At 61.1% G+C, this 18,210-nt stretch carries 16 protein-coding genes and 2 pseudogenes; 13 read left to right on the top strand and 5 right to left on the bottom strand.

All coding sequences use genetic code 11. The features are described from left to right. Positions 1-53 precede the first annotated feature (53 nt). The 5 genes from RX328_RS16585 (at position 54) to RX328_RS16565 (ending at position 4,655) form a co-directional block, all read left to right on the top strand. Positions 54-986 carry an ABC transporter permease gene (locus RX328_RS16585; RefSeq protein WP_213253540.1) on the top strand — a complete coding sequence of 311 codons (933 nt, stop codon included), beginning with the start codon at positions 54-56 and terminating at the stop codon, positions 984-986. A 67-nt stretch (positions 987-1,053) separates the two neighbouring features. Continuing rightward, positions 1,054-1,875 carry an ABC transporter permease gene (locus RX328_RS16580; protein WP_213253539.1) on the top strand — a complete coding sequence of 274 codons (822 nt, stop codon included), beginning with the start codon at positions 1,054-1,056 and terminating at the stop codon, positions 1,873-1,875. Beyond that, positions 1,872-2,852, top strand: coding sequence for an ABC transporter ATP-binding protein (locus RX328_RS16575; RefSeq protein WP_213253538.1), 981 nt, complete (start codon positions 1,872-1,874; stop codon positions 2,850-2,852). The genes RX328_RS16580 and RX328_RS16575 overlap by 4 nt, the downstream gene beginning before the upstream one ends. Next, entirely contained in the window at positions 2,845-3,882 is a 1,038-nt protein-coding gene (locus RX328_RS16570; protein ID WP_213253537.1) for an ABC transporter ATP-binding protein, read from the top strand. Before RX328_RS16575 ends, RX328_RS16570 begins: the two co-directional genes overlap by 8 nt. 290 nt (positions 3,883-4,172) lie before the next feature. Then, positions 4,173-4,655, top strand: a complete 483-nt coding sequence (locus tag RX328_RS16565; protein WP_249726764.1) for a tyrosine-type recombinase/integrase — start codon at positions 4,173-4,175, stop codon at positions 4,653-4,655. A 185-nt stretch (positions 4,656-4,840) separates the two neighbouring features. Here the strand turns inward: RX328_RS16565 and RX328_RS16560 are convergent, their stop codons facing one another. From RX328_RS16560 to RX328_RS16545, 4 genes are all read right to left on the bottom strand, one after another. Then, entirely contained in the window at positions 4,841-5,824 is a 984-nt protein-coding gene (locus RX328_RS16560; protein WP_213253536.1) for a tripartite tricarboxylate transporter substrate binding protein, read from the bottom strand. Positions 5,825-5,872: 48 nt separating this feature from the next. Continuing rightward, positions 5,873-7,369, bottom strand: coding sequence for a tripartite tricarboxylate transporter permease (locus tag RX328_RS16555; RefSeq protein WP_213253535.1), 1,497 nt, complete (start codon positions 7,367-7,369; stop codon positions 5,873-5,875). A 13-nt stretch (positions 7,370-7,382) separates the two neighbouring features. Further along, the gene (locus RX328_RS16550) at positions 7,383-7,868 is read right to left on the bottom strand and encodes a tripartite tricarboxylate transporter TctB family protein (protein ID WP_213253534.1); all 486 of its coding nucleotides are present in this window, start codon (positions 7,866-7,868) and stop codon (positions 7,383-7,385) included. Positions 7,869-8,186: 318 nt separating this feature from the next. Next, complete coding sequence (locus tag RX328_RS16545; RefSeq protein ID WP_249726762.1) at positions 8,187-8,720, bottom strand: hypothetical protein; 534 nt, start codon at positions 8,718-8,720, stop codon at positions 8,187-8,189. Between the two features lie 540 nt (positions 8,721-9,260). On the opposite strand from RX328_RS16545, the pseudogene lipA reads away from it, so the two are divergent. The 8 genes and pseudogenes from lipA (at position 9,261) to RX328_RS16510 (ending at position 16,831) form a co-directional block, all read left to right on the top strand. Beyond that, positions 9,261-10,299, top strand: a pseudogene (lipA, locus tag RX328_RS16540) (lipoyl synthase). Positions 10,300-11,447: 1,148 nt separating this feature from the next. Then, positions 11,448-11,615, top strand: a pseudogene (locus RX328_RS43645) (GntR family transcriptional regulator); the annotation flags it as partial. 174 nt (positions 11,616-11,789) lie between these two features. Further along, complete coding sequence (locus RX328_RS16535; protein ID WP_312018067.1) at positions 11,790-12,905, top strand: PLP-dependent aminotransferase family protein; 1,116 nt, start codon at positions 11,790-11,792, stop codon at positions 12,903-12,905. A 373-nt stretch (positions 12,906-13,278) separates the two neighbouring features. Continuing rightward, positions 13,279-13,512 (top strand): DUF1127 domain-containing protein, encoded by a 234-nt coding sequence (locus RX328_RS16530; RefSeq protein WP_249726760.1) that lies wholly within the window; start codon positions 13,279-13,281, stop codon positions 13,510-13,512. A gap of 156 nt (positions 13,513-13,668) precedes the next feature. Beyond that, a complete protein-coding gene (locus RX328_RS16525; RefSeq protein WP_249726759.1) occupies positions 13,669-13,959 on the top strand; it encodes a hypothetical protein in 291 nt (96 codons plus the stop codon). Then, the gene (locus RX328_RS16520; RefSeq protein ID WP_312018068.1) at positions 13,911-14,792 is read left to right on the top strand and encodes a methyltransferase; all 882 of its coding nucleotides are present in this window, start codon (positions 13,911-13,913) and stop codon (positions 14,790-14,792) included. Before RX328_RS16525 ends, RX328_RS16520 begins: the two co-directional genes overlap by 49 nt. Before the next feature lie 244 nt (positions 14,793-15,036). Further along, positions 15,037-15,564, top strand: a complete 528-nt coding sequence (locus tag RX328_RS16515; RefSeq protein ID WP_213253531.1) for a cytochrome c — start codon at positions 15,037-15,039, stop codon at positions 15,562-15,564. Between the two features lie 892 nt (positions 15,565-16,456). Continuing rightward, positions 16,457-16,831, top strand: coding sequence for a hypothetical protein (locus RX328_RS16510; RefSeq protein WP_317258749.1), 375 nt, complete (start codon positions 16,457-16,459; stop codon positions 16,829-16,831). A gap of 976 nt (positions 16,832-17,807) precedes the next feature. Here RX328_RS16510 and RX328_RS16505 read toward each other — a convergent pair. Then, positions 17,808-18,035, bottom strand: coding sequence for a hypothetical protein (locus tag RX328_RS16505; RefSeq protein ID WP_213253529.1), 228 nt, complete (start codon positions 18,033-18,035; stop codon positions 17,808-17,810). Positions 18,036-18,210 lie beyond the last annotated feature (175 nt).

The following is an 18,210-nucleotide window of genomic DNA, read 5'->3' as shown; positions in this document are numbered from 1 at the left end:
CTCGCGCCTCCCTCCATCGCAGAAAATGATGGAGGGAGGGAGGAACAGTTGCAATGCTCTCGTTCGTGATCCGTCGAATCCTGCAAACCATCCCGACCGTGCTGGCTGTCGTGCTGGTGATTTTTGTGCTGTTCAGCGTCGTTCCAGGCAGCATCATGTCGAGCATGAGCGATGACGGCAGAACGACGGACCCGCAGATCGTCGAGCGCATGAAGAAGCAGCTCGGCCTCGACGATCCCGTCTACATACGCTTCGGCTCCTACATTGCCAGCCTCGCGACAGGTGATTTCGGGACCTCGTTCCGGACCCGCGAGCCGGTCACCAGCATGATCGCCAAACGAGCGTGGCCAACCCTGCAATTGATACTCGCAGCCATGACGTTCGCGATTGTGATCGGCGTACCGCTCGGTTTCATCGCAGCGCTACGGCCGGGCGGCATCATCGACACGATCTCGATGGTCGTGGCGGTGTCCGGCCTTTCAATGGCCAAATTCTGGCTCGGGCTGCTGCTGATGTATCTGTTCGCGTTGAAACTCGGCTGGTTGCCGAGTTTTGGCTATGGCGATGGCGGGCTCAGATATCTGATCCTGCCTGCGGCGACGCTCGGTGTCTCGCCGATGGCACTGCTGGCACGGACGACGCGCGCCGCGGTTCTTGAGATAATGACCGCGGATTTCGTCCGGACGGCGCGGTCGAAGGGCATGAGCGAGACCCTGGTCGTGAAGTGGCATGTGATGCGCAATGCTCTCGTCCTAATTCTCACGACCATCGGCCTGCAATTCGGCGCGTTGATGGGGCAGGCGGTCGTGGTCGAGAAATTGTTCTCCTGGCCGGGCATCGGCTCGCTGCTCGTCGACAGTGTGCTGCAGCGCGACATTCCCGCCGTGCAGGGCTCGATTCTCGTGGTGGTGCTGTTCTTTCTGACGATCAATACGGTGATTGACGTGCTCTATGCCGTGATCGACCCCAGGATCAGATACGCATGAGCGCAGGTCGACTCCATCACACCAGCGCGCGATTGACTGTACCGCCTGTCGCGTCGGGGCGGCCGCGATGAAGTTCGGAACCAGTCTCATCATCGGCGGGGCGTTGTTCGCGCTTGCGATCTTCGTCGGCCTGCTCGCGCCCTGGCTGGCGCATACGGATCCTGTGATGGATGCCAACCTGATGAATGCGGAAGAGCCACCGAGCTGGACGTGGTGGTTCGGCACCGACGCGCAGGGCCGCGACATTTACTCCCGCGTCGTGCACGGCGCGCGCATTTCGCTGACGGTCGGCATCGTCTCGCAACTGGTCAACAGCGTCATCGGCGTGACGCTGGGCCTGACCGCGGGCTATTGGGGCGGCTGGTGGGACGACTTCGTCAACGGGCTGACCAATCTCATGCTCGCGATCCCCTCGCTGATCTTCGCGCTTGCCATCATGGCGGTGCTTGGATCCGGCCTGACCAGCCTGCTGATCGCGCTCGGGTTGACCAACTGGTCGTTCACTTGCCGGATCGCACGGGCGTCGACGTTGTCGCTCAAGAGCCAAGGCTATGTGCAGGCTGCACGAGTGCTCGGCTACGGAGATCTGCGCATCATGATCACGCAGCTGCTGCCGAACATGCTCGGACCCATCATCGTCATCGGCACGCTGGGCATGGGCAGCGCGGTATTGGCCGAAGCCGCGCTTTCGTTCCTTGGCCTCGGAATCCGCCCGCCCTATCCAAGCTGGGGCAGCATGCTGTCAGAGGCCCGCGAGCAGATCACAACGGCGCCGTGGCTCTCGATTTTCCCCGGGCTCGCCATATTCCTGACGGTGCTTGGCCTGAATCTGCTCGGCGATGGCTTGCGTGACATTCTCGATCCACAGTCGCGGAGCCAGCGCGCATGACGGGCCCTCCCCTGATCGAAGTCGAGGACTTGCGCATCGATCTCAACGACCGGTCCAGCCATGTTGCGGCGGTCGAGGGCGTTTCATTCCGTATCGATCGTGGCGAGACGTTCGGCCTTGTCGGCGAGTCCGGCTGCGGCAAGAGCATTACGGCTCTCGCCCTGATCGGCCTGTTGCGCCAGCCGCTTTCGATCGGCGCCGGCGCGATACGGTTTGACGGCCGGGAGATCCAGAACCTTCCGGCGGCCGAGCAACGCGCGCTACGCGGCAATCGCATCGCCATGATCTTCCAGGAGCCGATGACGGCGCTCAATCCGGTCTCGCCTGTTGGCCAGCAGATCGCGGAGATGTTCGTGCTGCACAAGGGCAAGAACTGGCGGGAAGCAAACCAGCTGGCTGTCGAGGCGCTGGCGAGCGTCCGCGTCCCAGCACCCGAGCGACGGGTGAAGGATTACCCGCACCAGCTTTCGGGCGGCATGCGTCAACGCGTGATGATCGCCATCGCGCTGGCATGCGGGCCGGATCTGCTGATCGCCGACGAGCCGACCACCGCACTCGACGTCACGGTGCAGGCGGAGATCATCGAGCTGATGCGAAATTTATGCGCCGAGCGAGGTACGGCTATCTTGATGATCAGCCACGATCTCGGCCTGGTCGCCAACGTCTGCCGCCGCGTCGCCGTGATGTATGCCGGCCGCATTGTCGAGGAGCGCGGCTCGGCCGATATCTTCCGCGCATGCTCGCATCCCTATACGCAAGGCCTGGTCGACTCGCTGCCGCGGCTGGGCAGTCGCGCAGCACTTGGCCGGACCCGACTCCGGGAGATCGCGGGCGTCGTCCCGGCGATCGCTGATTTTCCGGACGGTTGCCGATTCAATCCGCGTTGCGCGCAGGCGACCGAGATTTGCCGGACCACCGCGCCGGAGCTGACATTGCTCGATGCGGGCGGGCTGGTCCGGTGCCATCACCATGCATGAACCTGCGGCGAGACCTGGCGACGATGTCATTCTCCGCGTGGAGGATCTCGCGGTGCATTTTCCGGTTGGTGGCGGCTTGCTGGGCGGCGGCCGGCGGCGGCTGCGTGCGGTCGACGGCATCGATCTCGAACTGAAGCGCGGTGAATGCCTCGGTCTCGTCGGCGAATCCGGTTGCGGCAAGTCGACTGTCGCACTTTCGATACTTGGCCTGCAGAAGCCGACGCGCGGCCGCATCGTGCTGGACGGGCAGGTCGTGACGGACCGGCAATCCGGCGATCGAAAGGCGTTGGCCCGTATAGTGCAAATCGTGTTTCAGGATCCCTACGCCTCGCTCAATCCACGCCAGACCGTGCGCCGCACGCTTGAAGCCCCGCTGCGCCTGCATGGCGTGACGGCCAAAAGCGAGATCGACGGACGCATCGCGGCGATGCTCAGGCATGTCGGCCTGCGGCCCGAACAAGCCGGCCGCTACCCGCATGAATTCTCGGGCGGCCAGCGTCAGCGGATCGGCATCGCTCGCGCGCTGATCCTCAATCCCAGGATTGTCATCTGTGACGAACCTGTATCGGCGCTGGATGTCTCGATCCGCGCCCAAATCATCAATCTGCTGCTGGAATTGAAGGAAACGCTCGGCCTCTCCTACATCATGATCAGCCACGACCTCGGCGTAGTCGAGCACATGAGCGACAGGGTCGCCGTGATGTATCTCGGCCGCATTGTGGAGACCGGCGACTGGCGCGAAATCTTCGAACGGCCGGCGCACCCGTATACGCGAACCCTTATCGCCGCCATTCCCGATCCACTACGTCGCGCACCGCTCGCGACGGCAAAGGGCGAGCTTCCCAATCCGCTAAGTCCGCCGGACGGATGTGCGTTCAGTCCGCGCTGTCTTTACGCCGACGCCGTGTGTCATCGCGAGCCTGGCCCATCGCTTGAAACGCGTCCCGATGGACACTCGGTTCGGTGCTGGCGAGCTGACGAGATTGCCGGTCAGACGGCGTTGGCCTCGACCGAAGGCGGATATTCCTAGGACGGAGGGCACGTCTGCTATGGGATCAATCGCTACCGGTCGCTCGCCGCCGAGGCGATTGCGACGTCCGCTGTGGCCCCAAAGCTGACCTGTTTCCGATGCTCTGGGCGCATGCTCCTCGTTCTCTCTAGCCGAGGAGTATGCCCATGAAAGATCAACCAAACTCGACACCGAGACGGGTACCTTGGAATAGGGGCAAGGTAACCGGGGCGAAGCCGCCGCTGCGACCCAAGCACGTCTAGTCGATCCGGACGAAGCTTCAGATCGAAGGCCGCGCTCGCGACCTTGCGATGTTCAATCTGGCAATCGACAGTAAGCTTCGTGGCTGCGACGTCGTAGCGATGAAGGTCGAGGATGTCGCTGCAAGCGGATACACTGCGGATCACGCAACGGTACGACAGAAGAAAACCGGACGACCGGTGAGATTTGAGTTGAGCGAACAGACCGGGCAAGCAGTCGATGATTATTTGAAGGCTGCGAACAAAAAGCCTGGCGAGTTCTTGTTCACAGGTCGCCCTGGTCCCGAACGCAGCATGACGACGCGGCAATATGCGCGCCTCGTCTCCGAGTGGATTGGCAGCGTTGGGCTAGATCCATGGCTCTTCGGAACGCGTTCGCTTCGACGCACGAAAGCAACTTTGATCTACCGGCGTGCGGGCAATCTTAGGGCTGTCCAGCTCCTGCTTGGTCACACCAAGATCGAAAGCACGGCTAGATATCTGGGCATCGACGTAGATGATGCCTTGGCAATAGTGGAGCAAGTTGATGTCTGAAATACCTGGGCAGAGCGGACCTGCTCTGCCCGACCTCCAAGAGTAGTTTGTGCCAGAAGCGGGCCTTTCGAATGAGTTGGAGATGCGGCGCGGCACTGGCGCGCCGCATACCGGCGCCACGCCCGACTCGAAGCGGTGTCCGCGGAAAGCCACGGACGACGCACCGCGAGGATCAGCCGCCAGCATCACATGGGCGGTCGGTTCTTGGCCCACTCCGTATACTTCTTCGCCTTGGCATGCGTTTCGGCGAAGTACTTTTCGTACTCATCGCCAATCATGATCTTGATGGCGAGGCCCTGCTCCTCGAGCTTCTTCACATGCTCGGGGTCTTCCATCGCCTTCTTGAGAATGTCGCGCAGCTTGGCCACGAGCGGCCCCGGCATCCCCTTCGGACCCGCGACACCGCGCGTCGAGCTCGAGATCACCGCCGGAAAGCCGAGCTCTTTCATGGTCGGCACGTCGGGCAAGAACTTGGACCGCGCATCATCCATCACGGCCAACGCCCGCACCTCGCCCGACTGTACGCGCTTGACGATGCTGCCGACATTATCGAACGCGACATCGATGTTGCCGGCCATGATCTCCTTGAACTGCGCAGCGCCACCTTCAAGATGCACGAGTCGGAATTTTGCGCCCGGCGCTGCTTCCTCGGTCATCAGGATCGCCAGGTGGTCGTCCGACAGGATGCCGGTCGTGGCAGCGCGGATCGTTCCCGGCGATTTCTTGGCCGCGTCGATGAGGTCCTGCACGGTCTTGTAGGCGCTGTCCGCCCTGACCCAGATCACGCCAGGATCCAGCACCTGGTTGATGATCGGCGTGAAGTCCTTCTCCGTGAAGGTCGCCCGGCGCTCCGGATCGAGGATCACCGTATTGGTAGCGGGCAGGTTGATGAAGCCGATGTAGTAGCCGTCGGGCTTCTGGCGCACCAATTCGGTCCACCCGATCTGGCCACCGGCGCCGCCGCGGTTGACGATCACGATCGGCTGTCCCAGCGCCTTCTCGGCGATGGATGCGACGATGCGCGCCGCAATATCGGTCGATCCTCCCGCCGGGAAGGCAACCATCAGCTGGATCGGCTTGGTGGGAAAATCCTGCTGCGCTCTCGCAGCTCCGGTCACCGCGGCGAGCACAACGGCCGCGACGGAGAGGCATTTCGTGAGCTTGGGCATTTCCTCATCCTCCTCTTATGTTTCGAAGTCTCACACTTTCGATTCCTGTCAGCTGGTAGATGCCTTCCGGAGTTCGTGCGGCGGCAGCCGTAGCGACGAGGCGACGAGCACGATACCTGCCAGCACCAGCAGCGTGAGGCAGAGCGGGCGGGTAAAGAAAATGGAGAAGTCGCCCGCCGACATCTCGAGCGACGTTCTGAGCGACTTCTCGAGGAAGGGTCCGAGAATCAGTCCCAGCACCAGGGGTGCGACCGGCATATCGATCTTGCGCATGCCATAGCCGATGATGCCGCAGACGATCATGACGCCGATATCGAACACGTTCTGCTGCAGGCTGTAAGCGCCGATGACGCAAAACGTGAGCGTACCGACGCTCACGTAAGCATAGGGCAGATGTAGGATTCGCGCCCATAAGCCGACGAAAGGCAGATTTAGAACGAGCAGCAGGATGTTGCCGAGAAAGAAGCTCGCGATCACGGCCCAGACAAGATCCGGGCGCTCCTGGAAAAGAAACGGCCCCGGGGTGAGCCCGTTGATGATGAACGCGCCCATCAGCACCGCAATCGTCGGCGAGCTTGGGATGCCGAGGGTCAGCAGCGGAATCATGGCAGCATTGGCGTAGGCGTTGTTGGCGCTCTCGGGTGCCGCCACGCCTTCGATGGCGCCGTGCCCAAACCGCTCTGGCGTCTTCGAGAGACGCTTCTCGAAGACATATGCCACGAAGGTCGGAATGATCGCGCCGACACCCGGAATAAGCCCAAGGAAAAAGCCGATGCCGGTCCCGCGTCCGATGGCGCCGATGGAGCGGCGCCACTCCTCGCGCGAAGGCAGCAATGAGGCGAGGTCGGTCTTGATGACCTGGCGACGTGGCTGCTGGACGGCGAGGAGGATTTCGGCGACGCCGAACAGGCCCATCACGACGGGAATGAAGCCGAGGCCATCATAGAGGCTCGGAATGCCGAGCGTGAAGCGCGGAGCCCCGCGTACGGGATCGATCCCGATCATGGCAATGAGAAGCCCGAGTATTGCCATCGTGAGGCCGGCGAGCAGCGAACGGCCACCGAGGCCGGTGATGAGGCAAAGGCCGACCAGCATCAGCGCGAAGAATTCCGGCGGACCGAACTTTAAGGCTACTTGCGCGAGCGGCGGGGCGACGATGACCAGCGCAATGGTCGCAACGATTCCGCCGACAAATGAGCCGATCGCCGCGATGCCAAGCGCGGTGCCGCCGCGGCCCTGTTTGGCCATCTGGTATCCGTCGATACAGGTGACCACTGACGCGGCTTCGCCCGGCACATTGATCAGCACCGAGGTCACCGTGCCCCCATACATCGCGCCATAGTAGATGGCGGAAAGCATGATCAGGGCGCCAGTCGGGTCGAGCTTGAAAGTCAGCGGTATCAAGATTGCGGTGCCGGCGGCAGGCCCGAGGCCGGGCAGCACGCCGATGAGCGTGCCAAGGACGCAGCCGATGAGCGCGAAAACGAGGTACTGCAGGCTGAGCGCCGCCGTCAGGCCAGCCATCAGGTGCGCAAGTGTGTCCATCGCATGCTCTGCCTCACACTCCGAATGCGCCGATCGGCAACGGCACCTTGAGCCAGTGGTAGAAGACGTGGAAGACGCCGAAGCTCCCCGCGAGTGCCGTCAGCGCGATTGCTATCGGGGATCGTGCGCCGAGAATGAGCAGCACTCCCAAGATGAATGGCAGCACGGTCAGCCGGTACCCGAGGGGCTCGAACAGGGCTGCCGCCGCCGTCAGGGCAATGAGTACGCCGATTGCCTGCAGCGCCGTCCGCCGGTCCGGTGCAAGGCCGATGGCGGTGCCCTCGGCCGCCTTGGCCAGTTTCACCTGCACCAGGATAGCGGCGGAGAGGGCCGCACCGATGAGGCTGAGCCAGAACGGAAAGAAGCCGGGGCCCGGGCCCAAGGCATCGGTCAGCGAGTAGCCAAGGGACGTCACGAGCGCGGGCACAAAGATGCCAAGGAGGCACACGCAGGCGACCTGCCAGCTCAATTTGAGAGCCTTGCTGCCGCTGGTCGGCATGGCTTCCTCCCTCGCCGCCGGCTATCGAGCATCCTTGGTGCGGTTTTGTCAGGCCGGCCGCTTCCTTGACGCGTTGACGCTCTTTTTAACAGGCGCCGTGGATCATCTCGCAAACCTCACGGGATTACCAGCCACATTCGGTACGGCCGCTGCCACGGCCGTGCGCTCAATCAGGTTGACCTGACTGATGTCCGGTCACACCCCGAGAGCGCCGCGCGAGCGGCTGTTCCAGAAAGGCTCGGTTTGGCGTCGATGATGCAAGCGTTGGAGTAGTCGCCGGTTCCGACTCCGCGCATGAAAGCGACGACGGCTACCTGTTCATTTGCCGAAGAAGTGTTCGCGGATATAGGCGCCGCTCTTGCTCTTGAAATTCTCCTCGCTCAACCGGCCTTCGAGGAAGGCGCGCGCGTAGATTCCGGGCGAGCAATGACCCTGAACAAAAATCAGATCGCCGCCATGCGCGTCCGTCGGCGCGTGCCAGAAATGGCCGAGGCCGATGTCGTAGAGTGTGGCCGCTGATTGAAAGCTCGCGATATGACCGCCAAGCTCTGAGCTTTCCTTGTTGGCGCGCAGAACGATGGCGAGAGCATTCCACCGGACGATCGAGCGAAGCTTGTGCTCGATCGCGCGATCACCCGGCAGCGCCGGCTGCTGATGCAGCGGGATCGTGTTGCAGTAGGGCGTTGTCAGCGACTGCTCTACCTGAAGCCCGCCACGGCGTGCGGCGTCGAGCATCGTATTGACGACGAACTCGGCCCGTTCGTTGCCGCGATGTCCTCGGACTGCCGACAAGGCATCCAGCCACTCCCGGGTTTCCTGCGGATCCAGATCTTGCGCGTCCGCGACCTTCATTACTCTCTCCCTTGCATGCCAAGCCGACGTCAAGCGTCAACGCTCATTGCGTTCCGCGCACGTGCGAAAGCGCAACGCCACACAGGCGATATCGCCTGGCGCTCTAGGTGATGAGTTGGATACTGGCTGGCATCTGAACGTCCCCTCGCGTTGTTTATTCTCGAGCTGTCGCTTCTTTTGCAGATACCCAAGCAGCATTCGTGCAAGACGACGAAAGGCGCGGCCAATCGCGCGCATGCCATTCATTTTGCTTGAGATCGCGATGCAAGCCGTCGGGTCCGCCAATGGGATCGGTCCGGATCTGTCTGAAGCTCCGGAAAACCAGCCGGAAGAGCCACCCGAAATGTCGGACAGGCGCGGCGACGGGTTCCAAATGCAAGGCTCGAAGTCGGAAACCGGCCTGCGCGCTCGAAGCGAGAGCATCCGCGCAACGCAGCGACCGGTCGTGAGAGGGTGCTGGTGAGAAGACGAAGAATCGAATTGACGAAGTTCGCTTGAACAGCTGAATGTCCGCGACGGCACATTCACGAGGTTGACCGAATGAGAGTCTTACTCGACCTCCTCAACAACGATCCGCGAGAGAAGATGCGGCCCGAGAGGCACCGCCACCCTGAAAAGGCCAACCGCCCCGACACGCCCATGCAGCGCAAGCCTGCGTGGATCCGCGTGAAGGCACCCGGCTCCGCCGAATGGGCCGAGACAAAGCGCATCGTCCGCGAGAACAAACTCGTGACCGTCTGCGAGGAAGCGAGCTGTCCCAACATTGGCGAATGCTGGGCGAAGAAGCACGCGACCTTCATGATCATGGGCGATACCTGCACTCGCGCCTGCGCATTCTGCAACGTGCGCACCGGCCTGCCCGGTCCACTCGATGCCGATGAGCCGGTCAAGGTCGCCGAAGCGGTGGCCAAGCTAGGGCTGGAGCATGTGGTCGTCACCTCGGTCGATCGCGACGACCTTGCCGACGGAGGTGCTGCACATTTCGCTGCGACGATTGCGGCCATCCGCGCGACAAGTCCGGGTACGACGATCGAAATCCTGACCCCGGATTTTCTGCGCAAAGGGGGCGCACTGGAAACGGTTGTTGCGGCAAAACCCGACGTGTTCAACCACAATCTGGAGACGGTGCCGTCGAAGTATCTGACGGTGCGGCCCGGTGCGCGCTACTTCCATTCGGTCCGGCTGCTGCAGCGGGTGAAGGAACCCGACGCACAGATCTTCACCAAGTCCGGGATCATGGTCTGCCTCGGCGAAGACAGAAGCGAGGTCCTGCAATTGATGGACGACTTGCGCTCCGCCGACGTCGATTTTCTGACCATCGGCCAAAATCTCCAACCCACGCGCAAACACCACGCCATCGTACGCTTCGTGCCTCCTGACGAGTTCGAAGCCTACGAGAAGGTCGCCTATGCCAAGGGCTTTCTGCTGGTATCGGCCACGCCGCTGATACGCTCCTCGCACCACGCTGAATGATGACTTCCGCAGGTTGCGCGAGCGCCTGCGGCAACAAGCAGCCTCGCGGGTGGGAGCCCGGAGCAGGCCGCACGATGCCTCCGGGCACCTTCGAGGATCATGTTAAAGACATGGCTTGTGGGAGCCGCCGGGCAACCCTGTCCGAATTGACGAATTCTTTGTTGCTGCAAGTGCGACGCTGGACCGGAGCCGGTCCTTGGTCCCTGCCCGAGCCAAGCGGCAATATTTCCTCCGCGCGATGTGTCCGCCGATCGAAGCGATGCAGGTGCGACGGCAGAGCTACCATCCATCGCACGCAATCGGGGAACATCGGCGTACAAAATCGTGGCGCATTGCAGCGGGGAGCGCTACCAACCCACGCCAACATCTTCTCCAACCTTTATCGTGAAGTTCACGGCAAGATGCCCGCTCAGTTTTTGCGGACACGACTACTGCTCTCTGTGGCCGCCGTACGCCGCCTAACGCAGAATTTTGTTCGCTAAAGAGAATCGTCAGTCGGGCGGTACAGCATTTGGTACAGCATGACTTGCAACGTGCGTGCTTAAGTGCTGATCGCGCTTCGCTTTTTGAGATGTCCCGGTCCAATCCATCATGGGACAGACTCACACACCCGACATGCAGTGTTCGGAACGATCGGAGCTGGCCCCGGTATCTCAGATTCACTAACCGCACCAGTTTCGCACCAGAAGCGACCTCGATAAAGCGCAACGAACGCGATCGAAATCGAAGGAAAAGTCAGTAAAATCAACGAAGCTAACCGATGTTCTGCCGCTCATAACGGTCTGGTTGCAGGTTCGAGTCCTGCCGGGCCCACCAGTAAATCAACGGCTTAGTTGTGTTGCTTCATTGCTCCGTTGAGCCACCGCACCAGAAACGCCCCGCTTCGTCGCTCCATTGCCGTAGTCTGGTGCCCCGCAAATTAATGTTTCCCGTTCGATCGGACCACGGTCTCTCCTCTTTGATCGTAGACTTGGCGGCAATGTCGCACAAACAGGCGAAACCGCACCTGCTCGATTTGTTCATCATACGGCCCGTCAACGGTCTCGACCATGTTTCGCGATAGACCGCCTTGCGCCAGGAGCGGGCGTTCCATGACCCCCGCATTCCGCGAACAACCGGCCCTTGCCCTTGACTGATAAGCTTCACGCTCAAGGAACCTTCAGTTGCTATCTCCACATCTGTGAAGCGGTATGATGGAACGTTCACCTTTGTGCAGGGTTGCCGGTCCATTGCGAAGGAAAGAGGCTCAGGACCGTGGCTTTTCATGTCAGTCTTGTTGGTCGAAGTGACCTCAGCGGAGAAATCTACCGTCAGATCCGGCAGGCAATTCTGGACGGGCGCCTTCGGCCTGGAGAGCGACTGTCTCCTACGCGAGAACTTGCCGCCGCGCTGACGGTTGCACGATCGACGGTGGCGATTGCTTATGAAAGCCTTGTTGCGGAAGGATTCGCGACATCCCATGCGGGCTCCGGAACGTTCGTCAGCCATCACCTTGAGGCAAAACGTCCGGCGTCGAAAACAAGGCGATCGACAGCCCGCGCAATTCGGGTTCGCGGAGTTTGGGAGACGATACCGCTTCCGATAGGCTTTGACCGCGTGGCGCGTTTCGACTTCAGAACCGGTCTTCCAGACGTTTCGTTATTTCCACACCGAGCCTGGCGGCGGATCGTCGCCCGTGTGCTGCGCTCGCGCGAGATGGCGGCAGGCGTCTACGAGAATCCTGCCGGCATTTCGGACTTGCGCGCGGCGATCGCTCGCCACATCGGCATCTCACGCAGCGTTTCCGCATCGCCCGACGACGTAATCGTGGCCAATGGCACCCAACAAGCACTCGACATCGTCGCTCGCGTGCTTCTCGGGCCCGGTGATGTCGTTGCGATGGAGGATCCAGGCTACCGGCCTCTAAAGGAGTTGCTCAAGGCGCTGGGCGCGCGCGTGATCGGTGTGCCGGTCGACCGCGAAGGTCTGGTCGTGGAGGCGCTGCCGGCCGAAGCCAGGGTGGTCTACGTGACGCCGTCGCATCAGTTTCCCCTCGGCGTAGCCATGAGCCTGTCGCGTCGACGTGCGCTGCTTGCCTGGGCCGAGCGCAGCAACGCGGTTGTCGTCGAGGATGACTATGACAGCGAGTTTCGCTTCGGCGGACGTCCGCTCGAGCCGCTTCAGACCATCGATTCGACCGGTCGCGTTGTGTATGTCGGCACGTTCTCAAAGACGTTGCTGCCGGCGCTCCGGCTGGCCTTTATGGTCGTGCCGCCGTCACTGCGAGAGGCGGCGCACAAGGCGAAGTTCGTCAGCGATTGGCATACAGCGACAATGGCGCAGAGCGCGCTGGCGCAGTTCATCGACGAGGGCGCGTTTGCGCGCCACATTCGCAAGGTGAGCCGCATCTATAGCGAACGGCATGAGGTGCTGACCGCGGAGATCAAGAGGGAATTCGGCGATTACCTCGACCTCGTTCCATCGAGCACCGGGCTGCACATCACCGCTTGCGTCCGAGGCGCGTCGGCTGATCGCATCGATGCGATTGTATCACGAGCCTTTGATCTCGGCGTTGCCGTTGATCCGATGTCGCGCTGTCAGGTAGACAGAAAGCCTCCGGCCGGCATGATCCTGGGATATGGGGCGATCGAGACGGCGCGGATTACCGAAGGGCTGAGGCGGCTGCGCAGATGCTTCGATGAACGCGTGTCTCGACGCTCGAAAGCGGCGTGAGCGACGCGCTCAGGTCAATCAATCCGACAAATACAGTCCTGAGGCGTCGCCTGAATTGGACTGATTGAACATCCGCAAATTGGACCTTCCGTCATACCGCTTCGCTTTCTAATGTTGGACCGCTGACGCGCGCGGCGTCAGATAGCTGCGCCGATATTGACCAGACGGCGAGCTACGCGGAACGCGATGCGACCGTGCGCGGGTACGCCCGCCACGACAACGGCCGCTTGCGTTGAGACCGCAAGCACATCTTGACCGCCGACCATGGCTCGTCATCGCACGACTATGTGAGAGGTGAACAAGCTCACACGCCAACGACGTGGATGCCGATAGTTCTATCCGCGCAACTTCTGCGATATCAGGAGAACTCATCATGTCCGTTATCGTCAATTCGCTCATGAGTTGGAAGGAAGCCACGAACGGAATCGCGGCGTCCAGCCATCGTCGACCTGGATGGGGATTACGGTTCCTACACTGGTGGATCCAGTGTTCGGAGCGGTCGCGGCAGCGACAAGCCTTGGCGGAGCTCGATGACCACTTTCTCAAGGACATCGGCAAGACGCGGCAAGAGGCCATGGCCGAAGCAGCCAAGCCGTTCTGGAAATGACGCCGTTCATCGCGCACTTGCTGCCGGCGATGTCCATGCCTCGAGCGGAAATTCGCGTCTATCACTCGTCGAGAGTGGGACTACGTGGATTTGTGCTGAAGACCACCGCGCGGCTTAAGATCTGCGAATTAACCGTCAACACCTGAGGAGAGCACTATGCCGAACCATCAGCGCGCTGCTGCGCACAGGACAACGCTTGCCCGCCAGCCCGGTTCGATCTCGGGCGAGACAAGGCTGCGCGCGGCCGATCAACCGATCGTCACCACGCAGGAGCTTCCTTCCGCCGTCCCGCTAATGGCACTTTCGACCGGCTTCTGGGCTTTCAAGACCCTGGCTGCAGCACACGAGGAGGGCCGTTCAGTCACCTTGCAGGCGGCGCCGGCACCACAGTTGCGGAGCTGGCGGAAGCGCTCGGTCTGCATCCGCGCCCGGCCGAGATGCTGTTGACCGGCTGCGCTGCACTCGGGCTTCTGGAGAAAACGGACGGCCGTTATCGCAATACGCCCTTAAGCGAAGCCTTTCTCGTGCGAGGGAAGCCGTATTATTTCGGTGGCTTCGTGCAGATGGCCGACAAGCGGCTCTACGCGGGCTGGGGCAAACTTACCGAAGCGCTGCGCACGAACCGGCCAACCACGTGGGACCCGGCAGTGCAATCCTCGATGTTCGACGGCGAGGATCCGACGATGCTGGCACTCTTCTGGGAGGCGATGCATTCGGTCTCCACGATGACCGCGCGCAAGCTCGGCGAAGCCGTGGATCTCAATCATTTCCGCCGCCTTCTGGACATCGGCGGCGGATCGGGCGCGTACGATATCGAGCTTTGCAAACTGTATGGGGAGCTGCGCGCGACCGTATTTGATCTGCCGCATGTGGCCGCGATCGCCGCGGGAAAAATTACCGAGGCCGGCTTGACCGACCGCATCGAGACCGCCGGCGGAAACTTCTTCGAACGGCTTCCCGAGGATCACGACGTGCATCTCCTGTCGATGATCCTGCACGATTGGGATGAGGCGAAGAACCGCGCGCTGCTGCGTCGGTCCTTCGAGGTTTTGCCGAGCGGCGGCGCAGTCGTCATCAGCGAGCTTCTCGTCAATGACGAAAAGACCGGGCCGGCGCCGGCCGCGCTGATGAGCCTCAACATGCTGATCGAGACGGAAGGACGAAACTACACGCCGACCGAATATTCGGCGTGGCTCGAGGAAGCCGGCTTCCGGCACATCGAGACGGTCTGGTTCGACGCACCCGCCGCGAACGGCGCCGTGATCGGCCGCAAACCATAAGGCGCAAAGCTGAGTGGCATAGGCGCACCGCAGTTCAGATTCCGAGAATAACCGACTCCAAAGGACCTCCAAAATAAGCAATCAAGCTTATCCCGTACACCGCATGGTCGGAGGCCCGCGACTCCGCCGCCAACTCTAACCATGCGGCATAATCCGAGCTTCGGCATAATGGATCTTATGCCGATATCGGCATAACGGTCACTGCAGAGGGGGGACCAACCAATCGAAGCCAGGGAGGCAAATCATGTTGCGGATTTCAGTTCGTCTTGCATTCGTGACCGCGTCATTTATCGCGCTTCCAGCGTTCGCGGCCATGGCTGACGATTCACAGATCACGCGCGGCAAATATCTCGTCACGCTCGGCGGCTGCAACGACTGCCACACGCCGGGATACTTCTTCGGGAATCCCGACATGTCACGCTTTCTCGGCGGCTCGGATGTGGGCTTCGAGATTCCGGGTCAAGGTGTCTTTGCGGGCCCAAACATCACACCCGACAAAAAGACCGGCATTGGTAGTTGGACCCCAGAGCAGATCGTGAAGGCGATACAGGTCGGTGAACGGCCGGACGGCCGCATCCTGGCGCCGATCATGCCTTGGCACGCTTTTGCGACACTCACAGCGGATGACGCCATGGCGATCGCGGCTTTTCTCCAAAGTTTGAACCCGGTCAGCAACCAGATACCCGGTCCGTTCAAACCCGGGGAAAAGGTTTCGACCTTCATGTTCCGGATTGTGCCACCGGGTGAAACCGCAGCGGCTGCGGCCAAGTAGTCTGGGTCTGATCCAAACAATACTCCGCATTTGTTTAGCGTAAGCGGACGTCGCGGGTTCGTGCGCCAATGTCTGAGAATGACGCCGCACCAGTTTCGCACCAGAAATAACCTCATCAGAACGCAACGAACGCGATCGAAATCGAACAAAAACGCGGCGAAATCAACGAAGCTGATCGATATTCTGCCGCTCATAACGGTCTGGTTGCAGGTTCGAGGACCGTGCTCATCGTGGCGAAGATTACCTAGCCGCACCAGTTTCCGCGCCGGGCTTATCGTTCAGTGCAGTACTCAGGCAGCCAACCGCATCGCACAAGCGATGACGCGCCACTGCTCGCGCCGCCATCCGATTAGTACTCCACGCTAGCCGAATCCCCGCACGCTCGCCCGTGTTGCTGTTCACGGACGCTGTTATCTGTTCCCCATTGATCGAGTGACAGAGCGCGGAGGCGGGAAGTGACGCGGCATTGCGGAGCGAAGCAGTCAAGAGCAGAATTATGTAACTCGGGTTCGATCGACGCGTGACGGGCCCGAGAAGCGCGATGTCGCCACGCTCTCCCCTTCCCGCCCGCTATCCTCCGACCGGCGCATGGCCTGCGGTTATGCGTGCCGATATGGTCGCCGCATACCTTGATTATCGTGATACAAGTGAGTTGGCACGCGGGGTGAGCCGGGGTGAGGCGCCCCCACCGATCGGCCATCACGGAATTGGACGCGCGAGAGAACCAATCTGGTCTAAGGCCGCCATTTACAACTTCGTCGGCGCCTTCGAGGTCGCTCATTATCGACCGAAGGAGCGCCCGAACAGCGTTAGGATCGTGCACCCCAAGAACGGCGAGGAAGCGTGGTGGCCGTTGTTCGATGAGGCCGGTGAAGCGCTCTTTCCGGAGCTGATGGCCGAACTCGACGAAATCAAGAAGACGACCGTCTCAGGCCTCGTTTTCCGGCGGGATCACGCGCACCGTAGATCTCGCACGCCACTGCCCTGGATCACCGAAAAGAAAGATCTTCGCTATCAGCGTGACGTGGTGAAGGAAATCATCCGGTCCGCCGGTCTCCGAGAGGAACTGTCGTTCACCTCGTTCCGCCACGGTGGCTTTACAGAGGGGGCCGACAGCGACCTCACCGACGCTGAATTGCGCGCAGCCGGGCGGCACCGGTCCTCGAGGCAGCTCCCGACATATGCCAAACGCACGCGCAAACAGCTCATCCCGGGCACGAAGAAGCGTCGCGAGGAGCGAACAAAGGCAGCCGGTTTGTCGGAATAGCCGCTGACCGCCTGTCGGAACGGCTCTCACGAGAGGTCCCCAAGCTATTGAAAAGCTTGGTGGGCGCACCAGGGCTCGAACCTGGGACCCGCTGATTAAGAGACATGCTGCTTGCCTTGATTTCTCGGGGGAATTTTTCCAACTGAGCCAAGACCCGATCATTACAGATCAATGGCTTACAGCGAAAAATCCAACCGTCTGCAGACCCAGCGTCCGCGCGCGATCCCGAGGTTCACGGGTGGGTTCATAGCTGGCAGGTGCAACTATCGATCCCAACATTCGCCGGTGGTGGCCGTCTAAAGCGGAGATTCCTGCGTCCCGAACGTAAGTAGCAGTCGAAAAATTCAACAAAAACAATGAATTTTGCGCGCGATTGAAAACCTTTATCGCGGTTTGTTCACGGGGGTTTCGGTGGTCAATCGGTGGTCAGCGCACAGCGCTCGATTGGGAAAGCATGGCAGCTCACGAGATGGTGAGTGGTGAGGCACCGGTCTTGAAATTCTGGAATGGCAGTCTCGGCTAGTACCGAGATGGCCCATTGAGTGCGGAAATGTTGGGGAATCCCCCTCGCCCGCTCTCCTTTGGTCCCCGCTCATTCAGCGTCGTCCCAACCAGTTAGGTAGCAAAACGGGTAGCAAATCGCCCGGGCGCACCCAACGCATGCGAGGGGCGTCATGGGAGATACGGCACTGACACAATCGCCTCGCCGTTCTGGTCATCGCGCTGGCCGCCCTATTCATCGTTGCCGGGCTGTCACGGGACTGGAAGTGCCCGCCAGGATGAACAAGACGGCCCTCGCGAGATGCGCCAGAGCCGTCCACTTCCGGCGGGAGCCTGTTTGGCGACGCAAACCGGAAGCCAGTGAAATCGAATCTCGCAAGCCAACTTCGTTCCTAAATAGCGGCCCGACACACGACGGTTCCGGACGACACGCGCCGGGCGTGGAGACATTCGAACGCCCCCTGTCTCGGGCGACCTATTGTGCCTGAGTGGTCGCTGTCCTTTGAAAGAACGGGACCAGCTTCTCGAAAATCTCCACCCGATGACGATTGATCTCCCAAGTCAGAGCATCATTGAAGCCTCGCGCATGGGTATGAATGGCATCCCGGTCAGCTGATACTTTGGTGGGGGCGCCGTTGATCATGATCCACCCGCTGAGTTCGTTTCCGTTCCACTCGATTGTATTTGTGCGATCGACTGACATGCCTGCTCCAATTGGTTCGGTCACCGTGCGGTCCCGTCCCAAGACCACCAGAAAACGGCGTAAACTGAAATTCTGCAGCTTGCGTAGACGGTAGGATCTTGCGAGGTACTCCACCCTCACGGCGTACCCGCCAATGGCGGGGCAAGCCCCGCATGCCGACTTTCAAACCAATTGC

It is taken from the genome of Bradyrhizobium sp. sBnM-33, assembly GCF_032917945.1.
In the GTDB taxonomy this organism is placed as follows: Bacteria; Pseudomonadota; Alphaproteobacteria; order Rhizobiales; family Xanthobacteraceae; genus Bradyrhizobium.
Note: the sequence above shows the minus strand (reverse complement) of the source record. Positions and strands in the feature narration are given on the sequence as shown.